Genomic DNA, 21,404 nt, shown 5'->3' on the forward strand with positions numbered 1-21,404 from the left:
AATTTGAGCTTATGGGATTACTATTTAAAAAATTTGACTAAAACGGAACTGGACAATCAAATTGTACAAGCTCCTCTGTTTTAGGATGATAAAAGCTCAGTTGCTGTGCATGTAAACATAAACGTGGCATTAACTGCTGTTGTTCAGTTGTTGCATATAAAGTATCTCCGACGATCGGATGACCTAAATATTGCATATGTACACGTAACTGATGTGAACGTCCTGTAATTGGCGTAAGTTCTACGCGTGTGACAGCTTGTCCTTGAATTTGAAAATGTTCGACTGCTTTCCAATGTGTTAATGCTGGTTTGTTATATTCTGGTGCAGCAATATGTAAAGGAGGATGTTCAGGATCATAAATGACAGGTACATCAACAGTTCCTTCACCGTGTAAAGTTCCTGCGACGACTGCTTGATATGTTTTAGAGGTTTGACGTTCTTGGAACTGTCGAGAAATGGATTTTTGTCCCCATTTACTTAACCCAAATACAAGGATGCCTGAAGTATCACGGTCTAAACGGTGAATCAGTAATGTTTTAGGTTCAATTTTTAGTAATCTGCTAATGACACAATCTTGCAGGTCTTCTGTTTTTCCGGGAACTGTGAGTATACCTGCTGGCTTATGAATCACCATAAAATCATCTTCACGATGTATCAGGTGCTCGGTTAGAAAATTACTCAAGGTTCAGTTCCGCTGATCGTGCAAACAAGCGAGCAATGATATGAATCTTGGCTTCAAAATACAATGAATATTTTTGTTTTGTTGAACTGATTTTGCTGGTTGTTTGTTGGTTGGTCTCATTATTACTGTGGCATATCATCATTACACAATATTTATGAATCAAATTACATTTTATATCATCAAAAATAATCATTCTTTCCGAACATTTTTCAAACTTAATTTGAGAATTTAATTTTCGTTTATTTTCATTTATTCACCTTTAAATTCATTATCGAACAAAAACAAACCAACCCAATGGTCATATTTTGCCAATGAATTGATCAAAAATGCGCTAAAACACAATTTTTATAGAGAATTTTGGCATCTTTCAAACTTACCGCATGCACAATGAACTGCTATAAATAATTTGAAAATAAACCGATGAGCACAATAAATGACTAAGATACTAAAAAGTTCTCTGCTTGCGACGATATTGGGTAGTGCAACGATTTTAACAGGCTGTGCAACTGCAACCCTACTGGATAAAGATGATGGTGTCCGCACTAAAACTGTTAAAAACGTCCTAATTAATGACAACGTGATTGCTTTTGGCAAACCTGCGCAAGTCATGCCAAACTTACCACAAGACAGTATTGTGATCGTTGGACAACAATATAGTTATGTACTGACACAAGGCGGGGCAAAATTTGCCAAAGTTATTTCAACACTTGATCCGAAAAATATTCAAGTGACACGTTCACTCGACTTTTACTCTGCTAAAAATGATGGCAACTTTTCAGGAGCTTTGGAGCTATCCTACGTTAAACTTGCAGAAGATGTGACCAAGGCTGATCGTGCATTTTTCATTGAAAATAGTGCTGAAGAATGTACCAACTCAAGTGATAAACGTTTGAATGCACAACGCTTCTGTTTCAATATTAAACTTGGAGGTGTCGTTTACCCAGCAGCAACCAACCGAGATTCATTTAAAGCACTGAGTAAGCCTTATCAAATCAGTATTTATACGTCTGAGGAAGTGAAAGACTACTCTAAAGTAAGCAGTAAAACTGCTGATAAATTAGTCTTATTCCCTTTTGCTGTGGCTTTTGATGTGGTGACCTTACCCTTCCAAGCCATTCACAAAATTTTTGATTGATTTTTCTTTTCTACTTAATTTTCGTTTTTCTACCTAGTACTTACCATCTACTAATCCTGTTCCACCTAGCTCAACATAGACGAAGTTCTCTGTTGGGCTTTTTCATGGCGAAGCACAACAAATAAAATACGACTCACATTAAGCTAATTACTCTAAAACCCAATAAAAACCAGCATTAAGTATTAATAAAATCCATATTAACCCTTAAACTTTATCTCATTAAGATAAAATGCTACAATAATTAACACAAAATCTCTCCCCTTCATTGAATCAATTGCTTACCCAGCGATTGATTCCTGATGACTTTGTTACATAGCTATTGAATTCGATAAGATTTGAGTCTGTTGAGCATTCGTCTATGTTTGCGACAATATGTATTTTCCAATGATATGTGACGTGAAATATGAGTTTCATTATTCAAAATGATGAACTCATTCATTTCTCGACATAACGTAAATCATTGATGAAATCTCAACAGCTCCTATAACATGCCCGTTATTCTTTTCTGAACTATGCAACCAAGCCGAATTTACCAAGAGGCAAGGTATGAGCACAGAGCAAAACTCTCCCGTAGAGGCAACTGGGTCCAAAGTCTATCGATACTTCTTTATCGTATTGACTGCACTCATTGCCCTATATCTCATCATCCAGGGTTCAAAATTATTGAGCTTAGGTGGTTCACGTTATTACGTTATGGCTGGTGTTGCGTACATCATCATTGCGATTCTATATGCGTTAAAAAAAGCCGCAGGTTTGTGGTTGTCTATCATCACATTTATTGCAACTGTGATCTGGGCGATTGCAGAAGTTCAAGGTTTAGATTTCTGGCAATATATTCCACGTCTGGTGATTCCGACTGTTTTATTTGTTTTGAGTTTATGGGCAAGTCACAGTCTGCCTGCATTAACCACTGAAAAAGTGAAAGCTGCAAATCAAGTTGGATTTGTGGGTTTTGCAGCCTGTGTTGTTGCACTGATTGCAGCATTTTACCCACACGGTAAAGTTTTAAATCCAGTCGATTTGGTTCAGGATCCAAACCTTGCAAAACCAAATGCTGAAAACTCAGATAACTGGGAATATTTTGGTCGTAATGGCAATGGTACACGTTTTGCGCCTTATACCGATATTAGCCCTGAAAATGTCAAAGATTTAAAAGTTGCCTGGACGTATCACACAGGTCGTGATTTAAAAGCAGGTGTGGATGAAAATACACCAATTCAAATTGGCAGTACGCTTTATTCATGTACACCGACCAATATTATTACTGCAATTGATGGTGATAGTGGTAAAGCCATCTGGAAATATGATCCTAAAGCAAAAACTGCAGAACATATTACTTGTCGTGGTGTCGGTTATTATGATGCAAGCAAAGATGCTTCACTCACTCCTACTGATTTAGCATCGAATGGTATCAAAGCTTGTCCGCAACGTATTTTAACTTCGACTGTAGATGGTCGTTTAATTGCTTTAAATGCCAAAACTGGTGCTTTGTGTCCTGAGTTCGGTGTCAATGGTCAAGTCGATGTTTTACATGACATGGGACCAACTGAACAAAGTAAACGTTATCACCCTACTTCTACGCCTTTAATTGCAGGTCATGTGGCAATTCTTGGTGGTTGGGTACGTGATATTGTTCACGGCGAACCTTCTGGTGTAGTCCGTGCTTATGATGTGCGTACAGGTAAACTCGCTTGGGCTTGGGATGTCGGTAATCCTGAACTTTCTGGTGAGCCTACAAACGGAAAAGGTTTCACCCTTGAAACACCGAATATGTGGACCATTCCAACTTATGACAAAGATTTAAATCTGGTTTATTTACCTACAGGTAATGGTCCTCCAGATTACTGGGGTGGTGACCGTAACGGTGCAAAAGAAAAATTTGGTTCTGCTGTTGTTGCTGTCAATGCCACTACGGGTAAAACTGTTTGGTCTTATCAAATCGTGCATCATGACGTTTGGGATTATGATTTACCGTCACAACCTGTTTTATACGACATGACCAATGAGCAAGGTCAAAAAGTACCGGCGTTGATTCAAACCACAAAAATGGGACAAATCTTTGTTTTAGACCGTCGTACAGGACAACCTGTGTCTAAAGTTGTTGAAAAAGCAGTACCAACTTCAGGAGCTGCCGAAGGTGAAAAACTTTCTCCAACTCAACCTTATTCTGTAGATATGCCACAAATTGGTAATGACACTCTACGTGAAAAAGACATGTGGGGGATTTCTACATTTGACCAGTTGAACTGCCGTATTGACTATAAAGATTCAGTCTATCAAGGTCTTTATACTCCACCAGGTGAAAAACCCTATATCGAATGGCCAAGTTTATTGGGTGGTATGAACTGGGGTGGTATTTCAATTGATGAATCGACTGGTTTAATGTTCGTCAACGATATGCGTATGCCGCTTCGTATGTCTTTAGTCCGTAAAGAAGACATGGGCAAATACAAAATTTCAACTGATGAAGTGCCTGGATTTATGGGTACTGTACGTCCACAATTTGCAGGCCCTTATGCAGGTGTGAAAATTGACATCATGCAATCTGCATTGGGTGTACCATGTAACCGCCCACCTTTCGGCACCATGACAGCGATTGATTTAAAATCTAAAAAAGTGGTTTGGGAAGTGCCTATGGGGACTGCTGAACAACTTGGACCTTTAGGTGTTAAATCACACATGCCTATGCCTTTAGGTATGCCAACTTTAGGTGGTCCTACTTCAACAGCTTCTGGTTTAGTATTCTTCGCAGGTACGCAAGATTATTATCTTCGTGCTTTAGACTCTAAAACAGGTAAAGAAGTCTGGAAAGCTGAACTTCCTGTTGCTGCTGTTGCTGCACCATTGATTTATAAATCACCAAAAACAGGTAAACAGTATGTCGTGATCTCTGCGGGTGGTGCAAGCCATTCTAAAGATGTCGGTGATTATATTATTGCCTATGCTTTACCTGATCAGAAATAAGTACATTTGACTTCTCCATAGAAAAACCAGAGCCGAGGCTCTGGTTTTTCTATTCCAGTTAATGATTTACTGTCGCAAGTTGCTCTGGATTATACCGTGCCCCAATATTTGGATATTGATGAATAATTTGTTCAATCTCAGTTAAATCCTGCTGAGTCAATTTCACATCAACCGCTTTTGCATTTTCAATCAGACGCTCAACTTTTCGAGTTCCTGGGATTGGAATAATGTTTTCACCACGATTCAATACCCACGCCAAAGCAAGTTGTGCAGCAGTTAATTGTTTAGATGCTGCAAAATCTGAAAATGCTTGCGCCAGTGCTTGATTATTAGCAAGATTTTCTCCCTGATAACGAGGTAAATGTTTTCTAAAATCATGAACATCCAATTGATCTGGATCAAGATGATTGGTCATCAGCCCACGTGATAACGGGGAATAAGGCACAAAAGAAATACCTAACTCACGACTCAAAGGCAAAATACTTTCCTCTACATCTCGCGTTAATACGGAATATTCATATTGCAATGCTGAAACTGGATGAATCGCATGTGCTTTACGAATTGATTCAGCAGAAGCCTCACTCAAGCCAAGATATTTCACTTTCCCTGCTTGAACTAAATCAGCCATTGCCCCAATCGTATCTTCAAGCGGAACTTGTGGATCAATGCGATGTGCATAATACAAATCAATCACATCTGTGTTTAAACGCTTCAAACTGTTTTCTACAGCAATCCGAATCCACTCCGGAGAGCCATCAATATAACTGTTTAGTGAATTTTCAACTTTTCCTGAATTTTCAGGATAACGAAAGCCAAATTTTGTAGCGATAAAGACCTGATCACGCCGTGATTTCAAAACTTTTGCTAAAAGTTCTTCATTTGCACCATTGCCATACATATCCGCTGTATCCCAGAAATTAATTCCGAGTTCCAGTGCTTCATATAAAGTCTTTATACTTTGCTGATCATCGCTAGCGCCATAGGCAAAACTCATTCCCATGCAACCCAAGCCAATTGCTGAAAGTTGCTCACCTGTTTTTGCGAGTTCTCTATATTTCATTGTTATCGCCTCTTTGTGAATAAATCATACTGGTCTATTCAATATAAAGCGTTGATGAAAATATCACGTATAACAATCAAACCATTACTTATAAAATTCAAACATCGTTAAACAGATGAACTTTCAGTTTTTATAACAGACTCTCGAAATATTTTAGGTGATTGACCTGTAAGCTTTTTAAAAAAATTGGTAAAATATGCTGGATATTCAAAACCTAAACTATAAGCAATTTCTGAAATATTCCAATTTGTGAATTGAAGTAATGCCTTCGCTTCCTGACAGACTCTTGAACTGATATGTTCAGAAGTGGTCTTGCCTGTTGCTTCTTTAACTGCACGATTTAAATGATTCACATGAACAGATAAGTGATAAGCAAAATCATTCGGCGTTTTAAGCGTTAAATGAAAATGTGGGGAATCGATTGGAAATTGTCGCTCCAGCAACTCAAAAAACAAATGGCTGATTTTCACTGCTGCATTGCTATGTTGTTCAAACTGTTGAGTTGGTTTCATTTTTACAGCTTCATGAACAATTAAATGCAAATAATTCCTTAACACATTGTATTTATGAATATAGTCACTGGAAACTTCATGCATCATTTTCTTAAAAATAAATGATATTTCATCAACTTGACGATCATCCAGAAAATATAAAGGGTCTCCATCTACTTTAAAAAGTGGAGAATCTTTTAAAAAATTTTGCCGTACTTCATGCTGAATAAAATCTTCAGTAAATAAACAAAACCAGCCAGCTTGCTCAGGTGAATGAATTTCCCATGAATAAGGAATGATTGGATTCGAAAATAACAATGCTGGTCGGTCAACTTTGATCCAACGATTGGCATAATGTAATTCACCCGTCCCTAAAACTAACGAAATTTTATAATAATCGCGACGACTGTATGGGGTAAGAAAACTACATGCACTACGCTGAAATACGTTGAAATGACCAATGGATGAAAATTGTGGTGTAAAACTTGTTCCCTTCGTCTCTGAAAAGCGTTGATAAAACTCTTGAATACTTTCATGTTTCATTTTCCACGCTCCCAGCAAAAGCGATTTCTTATAATATTCAAACATGATCTTACAGTGAATTAAATAAAAAGCCAGATTCATTGTGTAATCTGGCTTTACTTAAATTTGAAAATGCATGACTTAAATCAGCATTTAAACTTTAACTGCATTTTTAAATTCTCTTCGTTCCTGCAACGCTTTCTGAATCACCTGATATCCACCTGTTAAACCTAAAGTTGCCATAATCACTGCAACAATAATATCAGGCAATAAACTGCCTGTACCAAATACTCCTACTGCCGCCAAAATCACTGCGACATTACCAATCGCATCATTACGGCTACACAACCACACCGACTGCATATTGGAATCCCCATCACGGAAAGCGTACAGCACAACAGCAGCAACCACATTGGCAATCAACGCTAACACACCGATTGCCCCCATAGAAATTGCTTCAGGTGGAATGCCTTGGATATAGGCATAGGCAGATTTACCGATTACCACAAAACCAAACAGCGCCATAGTCAAGCCTTTCAACAATGCTACTGTCGCACGCCAATACAGACTTGCCCCCAATACAGCAAGTGAAATCCCGTAATTGACTGCATCACCGAAGAAATCTAAAGAATCCGCCCACAGTGCCGATGAATGCGCATACGCACCACCAATGAGTTCAACAAAGAACATCGCAAGGTTAATGACCAATGCAATCCACAATGCTGTTCTGAACTTACTGTCTGGTTTTTTCGGTGCAGGTTCATGACTACAAGTACACGCCATTTCACATCCCCTTGATTAATGATTCATCTGTATTATGCTATTTAAAACTATGGACTAACTCCAAGGTCAAGCCTTGTTTGAGTATTTTTGGAGAAATTTCCCATGCAACAATATCTCATCAGTGATCTGGCTAAAAAAACTCAACTGAGTACCGACACGATTCGCTTTTATGAAAAGAAACAATTGATTCAGCCTAGCTTCCGTGCTGAAAATAATTATAAATATTATGATGATGAATGCCTGAAACGTTTAATTTTCATCAAACGCTGTCGTGCTTTGGACATGACATTAAATGAAATTGTGGCATTATTGGAACAGGTGCAACATCCCGAACGTGGCTGTAAAATTGTCGATCAATTGATTGAAGAACACATTCAGCATGTGGAAACACGGATTCTAGAATTGCAGAGTTTTAAAACACAATTGATTGCTCTGCGTCAAAGCTGTGCCTCAGACAGCACCATTGATCATTGTCAGATTGTTAAAAATTTAGAGGCTTCGATTGAGTAATACACAGTTTAAATTTGTATAAAACGGTTAGCACTCTTATGCATAAATTACGCATCATCGACACAATTTTGAAAGTTTAATTTATTGTCTTTGTTAAAGAACAAAGCCACACAAAAGTGTGGCTTTACCTGTACATTTTGTAAGTCTGAGTGAAGTCAGAATGATTTATTACTTTGCTTGACCATATTGATCAGCCATCACTTCAACCAATTGATCTGGCTTGATATATTTCTTAATCACAGCATCCACATCTGCTTTAGTCAGTTTGGCAAACTCCTGATCTCGAACAGCACGACTATCCATTTTTTTATTACGTTCAAGTTGAGCATTTAGCATACGATGGATCACACGTTCATCTTCAAGTGTCGTCACACGTTGCTTCATAATATTGGCTTTGGCTGCTTCTAGCTCTTGGTTTGTCACACCTTTAGTCAATAAATCATTCAACACTTTATGCACGACTTGCGAAACTTCTGGGGATTTCCCTGCCGTGTAATTTGCTTCGATGGATAAAGCACCTGCTTCATTAAATGAATCTAAATCTAAACTACTTCCAAAACCATATACCAATGCATTTTTTTCACGCAGCTCTTGTCCCAAACGTGATGATAATTGTGAATCACCCAAGATATAGCTAAATACAATCAATGCTGCCGCATCTTTATTATCTACACCAACAGGTATTGTTTGTAATGCTTGATAACTACCAAACTCACGCTGTTCTGAAAGTGCATGCACTTTTTGAGCTTTGTAAGCTGTAAACTCAGTCGATAAACGTTGATAGGGTTGGTTATTCTTCCAATTCCCAAATTGTTGATCTAACACTGTTTTGATTGACTTAGGATCGTATTGTCCTGTAATCGAAATCTGTGCATTTTGCATTGCAAAATATTTTTTATATAGCTCAATAACTTGCTGATTGGTTGCAGCTTTAATCTGTTTTTTCGCCAATTCAGGTTCAAAATGATAACGTAAATCACCAGGTTGATAGGTTTCGAGTAATCGAGCAATGGTCAATGAAGCCACGGTTTCAGGTTCAGTATAAGGACGATCTAAACTTGAAAGGCTTTGCAGTTTAATCAAATCAAATTGAGTTTGTTCAAATTTCGGATTCTTCATCACTGAAACGATGTATTTAAAGAAGTCCTCAAACTTGTCTTTTTTTGCAGAAATTTGAATACTGATGCCATTATCTGTTGCAGTTGCGGTTGCACCACCACCGGACTCAATGGTTTTATCGGCAATATTTTGCAGACTATATTGGTCAGAAGCGCGTAATAATAAATAAGCCGTAAAATCTAAAATTTGTGCTTTATTCATCAACGATTCAGCAGTACCAAAATTGATATCTATGGTTGCATAGGTTTTATCGTCACGGGTTGAGGTCGGGAACAAAGCATATTGCATCCCATTTTTTAAGGTTCCACGTTGAATCTTCTTCTCAGTCGCATCTAAATACTGTTTTGATTTTTCAACATACTGCGCCACTTCAGCTTGATACACGCTAACATCTTTTAATGGCTCTGGTTGTTCAGCTTGCTGATCTAAAGTTTTTGGTTTTTCAATGGCTTGCTTTTTCTCTAAGGCTTTTTTCTGATCTTCAGGCGTTGGTTGAATATCCCCATGAAAACGATGCGATGCTGTTAAAAAGCCTTTTAGTGTAGTATTCAGCTCATTCGCAGTCATATTTTGAATATCTTGCTGATCTTTAAAATATTGTGCCCAATTGCCATGCGATGACACTACATAATCACTGAGCATGCCACCGACTGCTGCTGCACTACTCATCAGATTATCATTGGCATTCGACATTAAATTTTTCACACGTTTTAATTCGGTATCATCAAACTTTTTATTTTGTTCAACGCCTGAAATCAGTGAGCTATCAATTTTTTGAGCATCATGATTCGGTGCGTAAATTGCACCCATAAACACTAAATTAAAATCATCATCTAACCATGTGGTAGATTGCACATTGGTTGCAATCCCTGTTTCAACCATACTTGAATACAAATGACCACTTGGCTGCAACGTATATAAATAAGGTGCTAAAGCTAAAGCGGGTTGAATCTTTTCATTTTTGCCATTCATATAAATATTGAATTTCGCCAAATCACTGCCCTTTTTGACAATGAAGTTTCTATTTTTAATATTGGCTGAATCGAGCAAAGGCACAACTGCTTGTTGTGGAATTTGACGTGCTGCGATTGGACTGAAATTTTTATCAATCGCTTTCAAGACTTCAGCTTTATCAAATTTTCCAGAAATAACCATCACCGCATTATTCGGTGCATACCAGGCTTTATAGAACGTATTGAGTTCATCCATCTTGATCGATTGTAATTCTGGCAAATCTCCAATCGGTAAACGACCAAGAGATTTATTACCATAGGCTGCTTTCCACATTTGATCCATCAGCACTGCAAAGGGCTGATCCATACGGACTTCACGTTCACGCATCACAATATTAATTTCAGACGGCACAAACTTCTCTTGCAGAACTAATTTGTCCATACGTTGTGCTTCTAGATAGATCACTTCATTTAAAGTCTTCTGATCTGGACGAACAATATTGGTATATTTCGTTGAATAATAATCTGTGCTGGCATTGGTCATCAGCGTGTATTGATCTAAACGGCGTTGGAATTCCTCACCTTTTACATCCTGAGTCCCTTTAAATGCTAAATGCTCCAGTAAATGTGCTAAACCGCCTTTACCTTGTGGGTCATTCAATGATCCAGTCAGATACACGGTATTCATAAAGACTTTGCTTTCTTTATCATTGGGTGCAAGTAGAATACGTAAACCATTGTCGAGCTTATATTCTTCAATATTATGTTCTGATTTAACTAAGACAGTTTGCGCTAAAGTTGAAGCACTAAATCCAAGAATACATAAAGACAGCGTGAGCTTTTTTAACCGCATAAGCATAAAATGAATCCAACTTTTTGAAATATTAAAATTTATATGCCAATCATCTTAAAAAAAGCTGAACACAATTTATAGTAATGTTTTGAAAAAATAGCCGTTTATTTCAACGGCTTTTGTAATAATTTGCATAATCCTATTGATTAAATAAATATCTCAGCCTGCATATACAATTTTGCATAGCCTGAAATTTCAATACGCTGTTCTTGTTGAGAATCACCTAACAACTTACAAAATAATTTCCCACCACGCTCAGAAGCCTGATAACCCACCAATTGCTGTTTTCCCAATTTCTCCGCCCAAAGTGGTGCTAAACCTGTATGCATCGAACCTGTGACTGGATCTTCATCAATACCTTTATGCGGTGCGAAATAACGTGCAACATAGTCATATTGTGATGATGATGCTGTAATCGCAATATCAAGCGCATCAGATTTGGCAGTTAAAGCCGTACTAATTTTATACTGTTCAGCCAATTCATGAATAACTGATAAATTCGGCTTTGCCTGAATTACCTGCTGTTCAGACTCACACACCAAAATAAAAGCCTGCGCATTACGATAGACTGCTTGAATTGGTTGATCAATCACTTGATTTAACAACTCAGGATAATCATTTAATTTCTGCGCTGTTCGAATTGGAAAATTCATTTGAATCTTGCCATCTTCTGCTTGTTTGATAATGAAAATGCCTAAATCTTTCACATGAAATTGAATCATTTTTGCCTGTGTATAATCTTTAAATAATACAAATGCAGAAGCCAATGTTGCATGCCCACAAAAGTCCACTTCAACTTTGGGTGTAAACCAGCGAATGTGGTAATTCTCCTCATCAATTGGTTTTACAAAAGCGGTTTCCGCTAAATTATTTTCTAGGGCGATATTTTGCATCAAAGTATCATCAAGCCATTCATCCAGTACCAAAACCGCAGCAGGATTCCCCTTAAATAAATCTTGTGTAAAAGCATCGACTTGATACATTTTCATGGTTCAAACTCCTTATCTAATTAATGTTACGCAGTAACATCAAAACATTTTTGTTTCTCAATAAAATTGGATACACGATAACGTCATCCGCAACGTGTTTGAGGCAGGACTACATCTATAAGTTAATGTTTCTGCGATATATCAATCAAAAGATGGTAGTTGACGAGTTTTGCGGATGACAATGGTTTTGCCTACTTTTTCCGAAAAAAAAGTAGGGCGAGCCGCAGGCTAATCCTGAAATTAAAACTTTCGATGTACGACTCCGCCGAGTGTGCTCTAAAACAGTTTGAAAAGTGCATCGTTTTTTAAAGTGCGTAACATCAGTTATTTAAGATAATTTTAAACAATTATCAAAATGAATACAGATACAATTTAGATCATAAAATAGGTACAGATTAAAAACCAATGCATTCTCAACTTTGCCTAAACTACCCATTCACATGAACAAGATGGTATAAGACATAAGTTATTTCAAAGAGTTGGGATATGATGAAAATAATGAATTTAACTGCATTCAAGCTAATGATGCTCGGCTTGATTATTTTCAGTCCGATGGCACATGCTAAAAATGAAACGTGGCTTGCGGGTACGCGCTACAAAGGTCAGCTCACCATTCCAATGGGAAATCAAACCCTTTTATGGAAATGTAATGGCTCAGTATGTCGTGTGTCAGGTTCATTTACCCATACATTATCACTTGAAGCATGCCAAGCATTAGTCAAACGTACAGGACCACTACGTTTCTTCAAGAATACTCAGGGAAAAATTTGGACATATAACTCAAAAGAATTGGCTGAATGCAATAAAGCTGCGCGTTAAGTTTTATTATTTTTCAATCGTTGAAATAAAAAGAGAGATCTTCTAGACCTCTCTTTTTATTTGAAGAATAAATTCATCCAACATCAATTAACGATTCGCCAATTCACCATGTTCTTCTGACATTAAAATCTCTTGATTGGTTTGCCCCATAAGCTGGCTGGTCACCATGCCTGCTGTCATCGAACCATCGACATTTAAAGCGGTACGCCCCATATCAATCAAAGGCTCAATTGAAATCAGCAATGCAACCAATGTTACAGGCAACCCCATAATTGGCAACACGATTAAAGCGGCAAAAGTTGCTCCACCACCCACGCCTGCAACACCAATCGAACTTAAAGTCACCACACAAACTAAGGTTAAAATCCAAACAGGATCAAGTGGATTGATTCCTACAGTGGGCGCAACCATGACTGCTAACATCGCAGGATATAAGCCCGCACAGCCATTTTGTCCAATGGTTGTACCAAACGATGCAGAGAAACTGGCAATCGACTCTGGAACACCAAGACGTTGAGTTTGCGCCTCAATATTCAAAGGAATACTGGCAGCACTTGAACGACTGGTGAAAGCAAAGGTCAGCACAGGCAATACTTTTTTGAAGAAGCGTAATGGGTTCACACCTGTGAGCAATAAAACGATTGCATGCACCCCAAACATAATTGCCAAACCAAGATAAGAAGCCACCAGAAAACCACCTAAATTGACAATGTCTGCAGCTTTTGAACTGGCCACAACTTTAGTGATCAAAGCAAATACGCCATAAGGAGTAAATGTCATCACCAAACGTACCAATTTCATCACCCAAGCTTGTAAAGTATCAATTGCGGTGACGATACGTTGCCCTTTTTCCGCATCATCTTTAATTAGATTTAATCCTGCTAAACCCAATAAAGTTGCAAAAATGACAACACTGATAATTGAGGTTGGATGCGCACCCGTTAATTCAGCAAAAGGATTGGTTGGTAAAAATGATAGGATAAAATCTGGGACACTTAAATCTGTTACTTTTCCAATATATTCCGTTTGAATTGCTTCTAGACGTGCTGTTTCTTGCATACCTTGAACCAAACCAGCAGCACTTAATCCAAATAAATTAACCACAAATACACCCACTAAGGCTGCAATAAAGGTGGTGAATAATAAGGTTCCAATACTAATGAAACTGATTTTTCCTAAGGAAGATGCATTGTGTAATTTAATCACTGCGCTCAGAATTGAAACTAAAACCAATGGCATGACCACCATTTGTAATAACTTCACATAACCATTACCAACAATATTAAACCATTGAATTGATTCATCTAAAACAGCAGTATTTGTTCCGTAAACCCAATGTAATCCCAACCCGAATACAACACCTAAACATAAGCCTGCAAATACTTTCTTCGCCAGACTCCAGTCTGTTTTTCGCGTTTGCATCAGCAAGATGATTAGGGCAATGAATATGACAATATTCACAATGAGTGGATAATTCATATGAGTTCCAATAGTTTCGATCGCTTTATTATATGCTGAATGTGAAATATCCAACAGTCTTTAGCATTTTTGCAGATTTAACAGCTATTTTTTAAACAATCTGAATCAATAATAAAAACAATTAATTATTGAGAATATGTAAATTTTGCATAAGCTTGTGTAAAGAAAGACTAACTATATCAAAGCATTCAAGGTAGCTTATGAATCCGTACATTCACCCCGTAGAACTGGAAAAAGCTTATCGCTTGCTCAATCATGGACCCACGGTACTTGTTTCTGCACAGCATGAGGATGAAAGAAATGTAATGACCGCAGCTTGGGCATGTGCTTTAGAACTTATTCCAGCCAAAGTCAGCGTTGTTTTAGATAAAAGTACCAAGACTCGAAAACTAATCGAAGCTTCAGGTTATTTCATCTTGCAAGTTCCCACATTGAAACAAATTAAATTGGTACAGCAATTGGGGTCAATTAGCCAATTTAATGATCCACAGAAATTAGAGCATTGTCATACCCCTTTATTCCAATTTGAAGATTATCCTCTACCTGCCGTTGAAGATTGTGCCGCTTGGCTGATCTGTGAGTTGATTTCAGAACCCCATAATCAGCAAACTCACGATTTATTTATTGGAAAAGTCGTTGCGGCATATGCTGATTCACGCGTATTTCGCAATGGTCATTGGTATTATCATGAAGTGAGTTCTGAATGGAAAAGCCTACATCATGTTGCAGGTGGACATTATTACACCATTGGTGATCCTGTCGATGCCAATAAATGTTTGTGACACCAAGATCAATTAGACCAAACGATCAAATATCACTCGATAAAATAATGGTTATTTATTGTCTATTGGATCAATTCACTTTATCGTGAATTGGTCAAAACAGATGATGAATCACATGAATAGGATGTTCAGTAATAAAATTCAGCTCAGTCTTTTCCTCTGTTTAAGCATGTGCTTAGGCATTGGCATACTTCGTTTTTCCTATACAGCATTACTTCCTTCAACTCGTCTTGCATATGGATGGGATACGAATTTTGCCAGCATTCTGAGTAGTGCAAACTTATTGGGTTATTTAATCGGTGCTTTCTGGGCAATGAAATTACCCCAAAACGCCACTATGCCACGCTATATCTTAATTGCAGCTTTTTCTGGTGCGATCAGTTTACTCAGTTGCGCATTTTCAGGATTACACGAAACATGGTATGTGTTTTGGCGTGTCATTTCGGGAATCAGTGGAGGGTTATTGATGATCCTTTCACCGAGTGTCGTAGCACAATGTTGTAAAGCGGAAGATCGTTTAACCATTAATTTTATCGGTTTTAGCGGTATAGGTATCGGTGTTTTATTGGCAACCTTATTCCTCCCCTATTTAGACCGTATTAGCACCCAATCTGCATGGTTGATTTTATTTGCCTTTTCAACGTTGATTTGTTTGGTCATCACCTATTTACTTTCTATTTTTAAAAGTCATCTCAGTCAAATTTCTGCTGCTCCACAGCATATCAATAGCGTCAATGGCATGTATCTGAGTTTGCTTATTGTCTATGCAAGTAGTGCTTTTGCCTATGTGCCACATTCATTATTTTGGATTGATTATCTAAAAAATACGCTACATTTAAATTTATCATTCATTAATTTGAATTGGATTTTATATGGTTCAGGCAGTGCTTTAGGTGCAATCAGTGCTTTCTTATTGGCACGAAAATTTGGCAATTTCACTGCGTTGAAAATTCTCTATAGCCTCTACGTCCTAGCCATTCTTATCGCAATCTTTTCGACCATTCCTATTTTTACTTATATTTCATCGTTCTTTACAGGTCTACTCAACCCTGCTGTTGTATTTTTGACTTCTTATACGATTTTACAGCTCTATGGTATGGCATATAAAAAATTATGGAGTATGGCAACATTGGCTTTTGCCATCACGCAGTTAATCGGTGGGATTTTCTTTAGTGTGTTACAGCATTGGGGTGTATCGTATCATCAGCAATTCATACTGGCTTCCGCTGTATTGTGTATTGGCACAGTTCAATTTCTTGTCTATTCACAAATCAACCGAGCACAGATGCATAATAACTCGAACGAATCGTGATTTTTGACTCGATGTACATACATAACTCTATGCGAACTATGCACGATAAGTAGAAAAATCATTATGTAAATAAAAAGCAGAGCTTCATTAGAAACTCTGCTTTATTCAACCGAAACATATTGTTAAAAATGCGAATTAAATTACTTCGTTGTTGGCATTTTCTCTTTAATAAAATCCACCAATTCAGGATTCTTCGCCACAATTGCACCAGTATGATCAGCTTGTTCTACAAGTAAGAATTTAACATCTGTGCCCATATCTTTGAGACCTTGCTGTAATTGCGCAGTCACTTGATAAGGTACAGCCATATCTAATTTTCCCTGAATAATCATCACAGGTGCATTAATTTTCTTCGTCGCCGGTTGATTATCTGCTAAGAACTTTTTAACTGTCGCATTCTCTTGGAAATCTCCAGCCAAACCTGGGTAGTTAAGAACGGTCTTACCAGCATTTTTAACCAAGTAATCTTGAATGTCAGCAGCAAATTTATCGTGTAAGTCAGTTAAACATAAGCCATTTTCACCTGTAGTGCCTTCTGCAAATTCAGCTACACTTCTTGAACGCTCTTGGAATATCTCGCGATAGTTAAATTTTGGATCATAGGCGGTAATTCCTACAGTGGTATATGCTGCATAAGCCAATAATTCAGCATAAACTTCTACAGCCGTTCCAGTCGGTAGTTTACCTTCTTGTTCTTGCTGAAGAATCCCTTGAATCGCCTGTGGTGCAACCACGGAAATAATATATCCCAAACTGGATGCAGGTGCGCCCGCAACAGCACCTTTGTAGTTAGCATCATTATTTGATAGTTCAGCAATACCTAACGAGGCATGACCACCTTGAGATTGTCCAACTGACATCCATTGCCCATTGATCTGGGTAGAATAATGTTCTTTATAGGCTTTGACTGCATAAATTGCAGAATTGGCAGCGCTCTTTAAATTCAGGTATGGATGAATACCTGCTGTACCAAGCCCCTCATAATCAGGAGCAATGATGACATAACCTTCTTTTAACAGACTTTCTGCCATATTTTTAAAGCGTGGGTTAAATGCATTATTACTTGGCGCACAGCTATCACCAATCCCAACTGTACCATGTTCCCAAACTACAACTTTCCAACCATCTGTAGGTCGTGTCGTTTTAGGGACAAAGACCATCGCTGTCGCTTTCTTTGTTTCTCCCAAAACATTCGGCATATTATAGGTCATCACTTTGACCGATGCTGCTGAACTCATTTGATCTAAGTTATATGATTTTTCAGATACATAAGTTTTATTTGATGTCCAATTGTCCCACTTATCATTGTCATCATTACACGCAGTGATCAGCAAAGTTACACTGCACGTCATTGCGATCAGTGTCTTTTTAAAGAATGTCGTCATTACAAAGTCCTCGATTTTTGTTGTATTAACAGCTCCATGTTGCAACATTGCATCGCATAAATTATCTTTATCACGTCAAAATATGCGAGCAACTCGCAATAATTAAACATAAAAAAAAGCATCTTACTAGGATGCTTTTTACCAAAAAGTCGAATAATTACTTAAACAAATTCGACCAGTTTTTAGAATATTTAATTTTCAAGACACAGTTAAAACAATGCGATAAAAATCCCAACAAAAATAATCAAACCTACCCAACGATTATGTCTAAATGCCCAAAAACACCACTGTGGATCGCGATCTTTGGTTTTGGTCCACTGATAAATAAAATCGGCAATCACCAATAACAATGCAATTAAGCCAATTGGAATTAAAATATTTTCCAAATACAGCGCTGCACCGATCAGAATGACACTGGTTGCCTGCAATAAAGAAATGATTTCAATATCGTATTTTCCAAATAAAATTGCAGTGGATTTCACTCCAATTTTTAAATCATATTCACGGTCAGTAATGGCATACTGCGTATCATAAGCGACCGTCCAAGCTAAATTACCGAAATAAAGCAACCAGCACGTCCAATCCAAAGGTTTACCCATCGCGGTGAATGACATTGGAATCCCCCATGAAAATGCCATACCTAAAACCACTTGTGGTAAATGGGTATAACGCTTCATAAATGGATAGACAAAAGCCAAAACCAAACCCGCTAATGCACAATAGAATGTGGCGATCGGCAAGAAAAATAATGTACAAGCACTTAATGCAACCAAACCAATGAATACACCTATTGCTTCTTTGGCTGAAATAACACCAGTTGCTAAAGGACGATTCTTGGTTCGTTCAACATGCGCATCCACTTTACGATCTGCAAAATCATTGATGGCACAACCTGCCGCACGCATGAAAATCGTGCCCAAAACCATTGCCACTAAAGTCACTAAATCAGGAATACCCTCTGCGGCAATCCAGAGTGCCCACATGGTTGGCCAAAAGACCAATTCTGTGCCAATTGGCTTATCAAAACGACATAAATAATAATAAGCTTCTAACCGTTGTCGCCAAGTGGTTTGTTGCGCTATTGCCATGACAGTCCTTCAGTAAGCTTAAATATCAATACTATTTAAAGCTTGGTTAACACATGCTTAGATTTATTCAAATCAAAGCATTATTTAGAATTCATTTGTTGCTGCAAAAATTGTTCAAAAGCAGGTAAAAAAGTTTCCTGTACAATGAATTTACACCCATGCCAAGTATAACAACTTTGACGCGTCCAACCATCTGCCAACTTTAAAACACGGCGCTCGCACAATGGTGTTGTCCGTTGGAACAGGAATTTTCCAATTGGTTGATTACGAATGTGTTTAAACAGGCGTGCTTTACGATGGATACTGAGAATAGGAAAAATACTTTTGGCTTTCACCCACGGTTGTGCATCACAGCCATATAAATAACTTTCTCGTACCCACGAAGTGTGTTGATACGGCATTTTCATCCATTGACTATCGATCAATGTCATTCTTTGATAATACTCTTGAAGCGGTTGAACTTTAAAAACGCCACCCGCCACATCAGTTAATTGTTGGGTTAATGAGCCTTGTGCATACAACCATGTTTTTAATTCAGGAGGAAAACGCTGATCCCGCATTGAGCATGATTGTTTCAATGTTCTACCCTTCAATTTTTCGATGCCTCAGTGTAACTGAAATTTAGATATTTGTTTGCAATGCGCATTAAAATAATAGGGTTTGGTGTGAAAAATCACCATTTGAGAATACATTGTTTTTAAAAAATCAATCATGGCATTTGCTCTACATTGCTACAAGCACAATATTTTTACATTAAAAATGCTTTCTGCTACATTTCAATGAATCGCTTAAATTCCACCTTTATGGACAATAAAATGAAGATAAAAGCACTATTACACTTCAGTCTTTTTTGTATTCCTTCAAGTTACTGTTTTGCACTGGGGCTATCTCAATCGCCTATTCAGCAAGTTACGCTCTACCCGACTGTTGCCAAAATTGAACGTACAATTCCTGTCCAAGCTGGTGAACAATTGGTCACTTTGACTGGACTTGCAGCCAACTTTGATATCAATCAATTGCAATATCAAAGTACCAATATAGAAGTGAATGCTGTTTCACATACCGACAGTGCGCTTGATAAACCTGCAGGCAATGAATCTAGCCAATTACGCAATAAAATTGATGACATTAAAAAGAAAATTTCTGAGCAAAATTCAATTATTCAAGCAGCTGAATTACAAAATAAATTTCTTGGCAATGTGACCACTGGCTCTGCTTCAGTTGTACGTGAGCAAGCTTACCAAGCCTTTATTGCTATTGATAAAGCTAAAATTGAAAAAGAAAAACTCGCACAACGCCTAGAAGAACTAGAACAGGATTTAAATGCGATTGGCGATAGCGAGTTTAATCAACGAACGCTTAAATTTTATGTCAATGCGCCACAACGTGGTGAAATTACCCTGAGTTATATGGTGCCTTATGCACGCTGGCAACCGACATATAAAGCTGAACTCAATACACAAACCAAGCAAGTCAAACTCACACGTATGGCGATGATTGCGCAAAAAACAGGAGAGGACTGGAATCATGTCAAACTTGCACTATCCACTTCGACACCACAAAATTATGTACAACAAATTCAACCACAACAATGGTGGGTAGACTATTACGAACCGCAACCATATCCAATGCCTGCACCTGCCCCAGTTTTGGCAGAAGTCGCTTTTTCTGACAGCAGCGCAGAAAAATTAGGAAAGAGTCAACGCAATCCTGCACCAGCTTTTCCTCAATTTCAATCAATGGATCTTAATTTTAGTACCGAATTCCGTTCTGAAACTAAAGCGACTATTCCAAGCAGCCAACAGCAGATTTACTTACCACTCAGCGCCGAACAGTACCCTGCAAAACTCTCAGTTTGGGCGATCCCTAAACAAAGTACACAAGCAACACTGAATGCAGAAATTGCCAAACTTGATCAAAATTGGCCATCTGGAACAGTCAAACTTTATCGAGATGGGGACTATATTGGTCAAAGGGCATGGAACAATAGTGCTGACGAAGCCTTACAAATGAGTTTTGGTGCAGATGAACAAATTCAGATTAAAGTTGTCAATCTAACAGATAAGAAAAGCCCTGTACGCAGTCAATCAGAAACCATTCAAAAACAGCAGTATTCGATTCAAAATTTGCATAATTATCCAATGGCTGTGACCATTTTTGAGTCAGAACCGCAAAGTCGTAATGACAAACTCAGCACACAATCAAGCTATAGTACGCCACCAACAGCAACCAAGTGGAATGACCAACCCAATATCAACCAATGGCACATCAATTTAGAACCGAAACAAAGCTTTAAATTGGATGTACAACATCAATTTAAATATCCAAGCAAAGGTAATACTTCAGGTTTTTAAAAGTTTAAATTTTAGGAATAATAAAGCCCAGTCTGACTGGGCTTTGTTTTAATCGATATTCTCTATTTAAAACATCAAAGATTAATTAACCTGAGTTCGATGAAAATTGTTTAGTTTGCAATCA

The 21,404-nt window shown here is 37.8% G+C and carries 17 protein-coding genes; 7 read left to right on the forward strand and 10 right to left on the reverse strand.

Going from position 1 to position 21,404, the window contains the following annotated elements:
• Positions 1-37 precede the first annotated feature (37 nt).
• A complete protein-coding gene (locus EXE10_RS11800; RefSeq protein ID WP_130113505.1) occupies positions 38-682 on the reverse strand; it encodes an RluA family pseudouridine synthase in 645 nt (214 codons plus the stop codon).
• 433 nt (positions 683-1,115) lie between these two features.
• On the opposite strand from EXE10_RS11800, the gene EXE10_RS11805 reads away from it, so the two are divergent.
• Together EXE10_RS11805 and EXE10_RS11810 are read left to right on the forward strand one after the other, a co-directional pair.
• Positions 1,116-1,817: a hypothetical protein gene (locus EXE10_RS11805; RefSeq protein ID WP_130113506.1), complete on the forward strand. Its 702-nt coding sequence runs from the start codon at positions 1,116-1,118 to the stop codon at positions 1,815-1,817.
• Positions 1,818-2,363: 546 nt separating this feature from the next.
• Complete coding sequence (locus tag EXE10_RS11810; RefSeq protein ID WP_130113507.1) at positions 2,364-4,781, forward strand: membrane-bound PQQ-dependent dehydrogenase, glucose/quinate/shikimate family; 2,418 nt, start codon at positions 2,364-2,366, stop codon at positions 4,779-4,781.
• A gap of 58 nt (positions 4,782-4,839) precedes the next feature.
• Here EXE10_RS11810 and EXE10_RS11815 read toward each other — a convergent pair whose 3' ends face one another.
• From EXE10_RS11815 to EXE10_RS11825, 3 genes are all read right to left on the reverse strand, one after another.
• Positions 4,840-5,841 (reverse strand): aldo/keto reductase, encoded by a 1,002-nt coding sequence (locus tag EXE10_RS11815; protein ID WP_130113508.1) that lies wholly within the window; start codon positions 5,839-5,841, stop codon positions 4,840-4,842.
• A gap of 107 nt (positions 5,842-5,948) precedes the next feature.
• Complete coding sequence (locus EXE10_RS11820) at positions 5,949-6,875, reverse strand: helix-turn-helix domain-containing protein (protein WP_068975460.1); 927 nt, start codon at positions 6,873-6,875, stop codon at positions 5,949-5,951.
• Between the two features lie 132 nt (positions 6,876-7,007).
• The gene (locus EXE10_RS11825) at positions 7,008-7,637 is read right to left on the reverse strand and encodes a cation transporter (protein WP_130113509.1); all 630 of its coding nucleotides are present in this window, start codon (positions 7,635-7,637) and stop codon (positions 7,008-7,010) included.
• Between the two features lie 102 nt (positions 7,638-7,739).
• Between EXE10_RS11825 and EXE10_RS11830 the strand changes: the two genes are divergently transcribed.
• Entirely contained in the window at positions 7,740-8,147 is a 408-nt protein-coding gene (locus EXE10_RS11830) for a Cd(II)/Pb(II)-responsive transcriptional regulator (protein WP_130113510.1), read from the forward strand.
• Positions 8,148-8,315: 168 nt separating this feature from the next.
• On the opposite strand, the gene EXE10_RS11835 is transcribed toward EXE10_RS11830, so the two are convergent.
• Positions 8,316-11,078 (reverse strand): M16 family metallopeptidase, encoded by a 2,763-nt coding sequence (locus EXE10_RS11835; RefSeq protein ID WP_130113511.1) that lies wholly within the window; start codon positions 11,076-11,078, stop codon positions 8,316-8,318.
• Positions 11,079-11,218: 140 nt separating this feature from the next.
• Positions 11,219-12,061, reverse strand: coding sequence for a PhzF family phenazine biosynthesis protein (locus EXE10_RS11840; protein WP_130113512.1), 843 nt, complete (start codon positions 12,059-12,061; stop codon positions 11,219-11,221).
• A 486-nt stretch (positions 12,062-12,547) separates the two neighbouring features.
• Between EXE10_RS11840 and EXE10_RS11845 the strand changes: the two genes are divergently transcribed.
• A complete protein-coding gene (locus tag EXE10_RS11845; protein ID WP_228256822.1) occupies positions 12,548-12,880 on the forward strand; it encodes a hypothetical protein in 333 nt (110 codons plus the stop codon).
• A gap of 87 nt (positions 12,881-12,967) precedes the next feature.
• Here the strand turns inward: EXE10_RS11845 and EXE10_RS11850 are convergent, their stop codons facing one another.
• The gene (locus tag EXE10_RS11850; RefSeq protein WP_130113513.1) at positions 12,968-14,359 is read right to left on the reverse strand and encodes an L-cystine transporter; all 1,392 of its coding nucleotides are present in this window, start codon (positions 14,357-14,359) and stop codon (positions 12,968-12,970) included.
• Between the two features lie 200 nt (positions 14,360-14,559).
• Here EXE10_RS11850 and EXE10_RS11855 point away from each other — a divergent pair, with 200 nt between their 5' ends.
• Positions 14,560-15,141 (forward strand): flavin reductase family protein, encoded by a 582-nt coding sequence (locus tag EXE10_RS11855; RefSeq protein WP_130113514.1) that lies wholly within the window; start codon positions 14,560-14,562, stop codon positions 15,139-15,141.
• A 124-nt stretch (positions 15,142-15,265) separates the two neighbouring features.
• Positions 15,266-16,453, forward strand: coding sequence for a YbfB/YjiJ family MFS transporter (locus tag EXE10_RS11860; protein WP_165383011.1), 1,188 nt, complete (start codon positions 15,266-15,268; stop codon positions 16,451-16,453).
• 140 nt (positions 16,454-16,593) lie between these two features.
• Here the strand turns inward: EXE10_RS11860 and EXE10_RS11865 are convergent, their stop codons facing one another.
• From EXE10_RS11865 to EXE10_RS11875, 3 genes are all read right to left on the reverse strand, one after another.
• Entirely contained in the window at positions 16,594-17,838 is a 1,245-nt protein-coding gene (locus tag EXE10_RS11865; protein ID WP_130113516.1) for a lipase family protein, read from the reverse strand.
• A gap of 209 nt (positions 17,839-18,047) precedes the next feature.
• Positions 18,048-18,926 (reverse strand): 4-hydroxybenzoate octaprenyltransferase, encoded by an 879-nt coding sequence (ubiA, locus tag EXE10_RS11870; RefSeq protein ID WP_068975364.1) that lies wholly within the window; start codon positions 18,924-18,926, stop codon positions 18,048-18,050.
• Between the two features lie 80 nt (positions 18,927-19,006).
• The gene (locus EXE10_RS11875; protein WP_228256823.1) at positions 19,007-19,486 is read right to left on the reverse strand and encodes a chorismate--pyruvate lyase family protein; all 480 of its coding nucleotides are present in this window, start codon (positions 19,484-19,486) and stop codon (positions 19,007-19,009) included.
• A 255-nt stretch (positions 19,487-19,741) separates the two neighbouring features.
• On the opposite strand from EXE10_RS11875, the gene EXE10_RS11880 reads away from it, so the two are divergent.
• Positions 19,742-21,280, forward strand: a complete 1,539-nt coding sequence (locus EXE10_RS11880; RefSeq protein WP_130113518.1) for a DUF4139 domain-containing protein — start codon at positions 19,742-19,744, stop codon at positions 21,278-21,280.
• Positions 21,281-21,404 lie beyond the last annotated feature (124 nt).

This window comes from Acinetobacter sp. WCHAc060033, from assembly GCF_004209125.1.
Classification (GTDB): Bacteria; Pseudomonadota; Gammaproteobacteria; order Pseudomonadales; family Moraxellaceae; genus Acinetobacter; species Acinetobacter wuhouensis.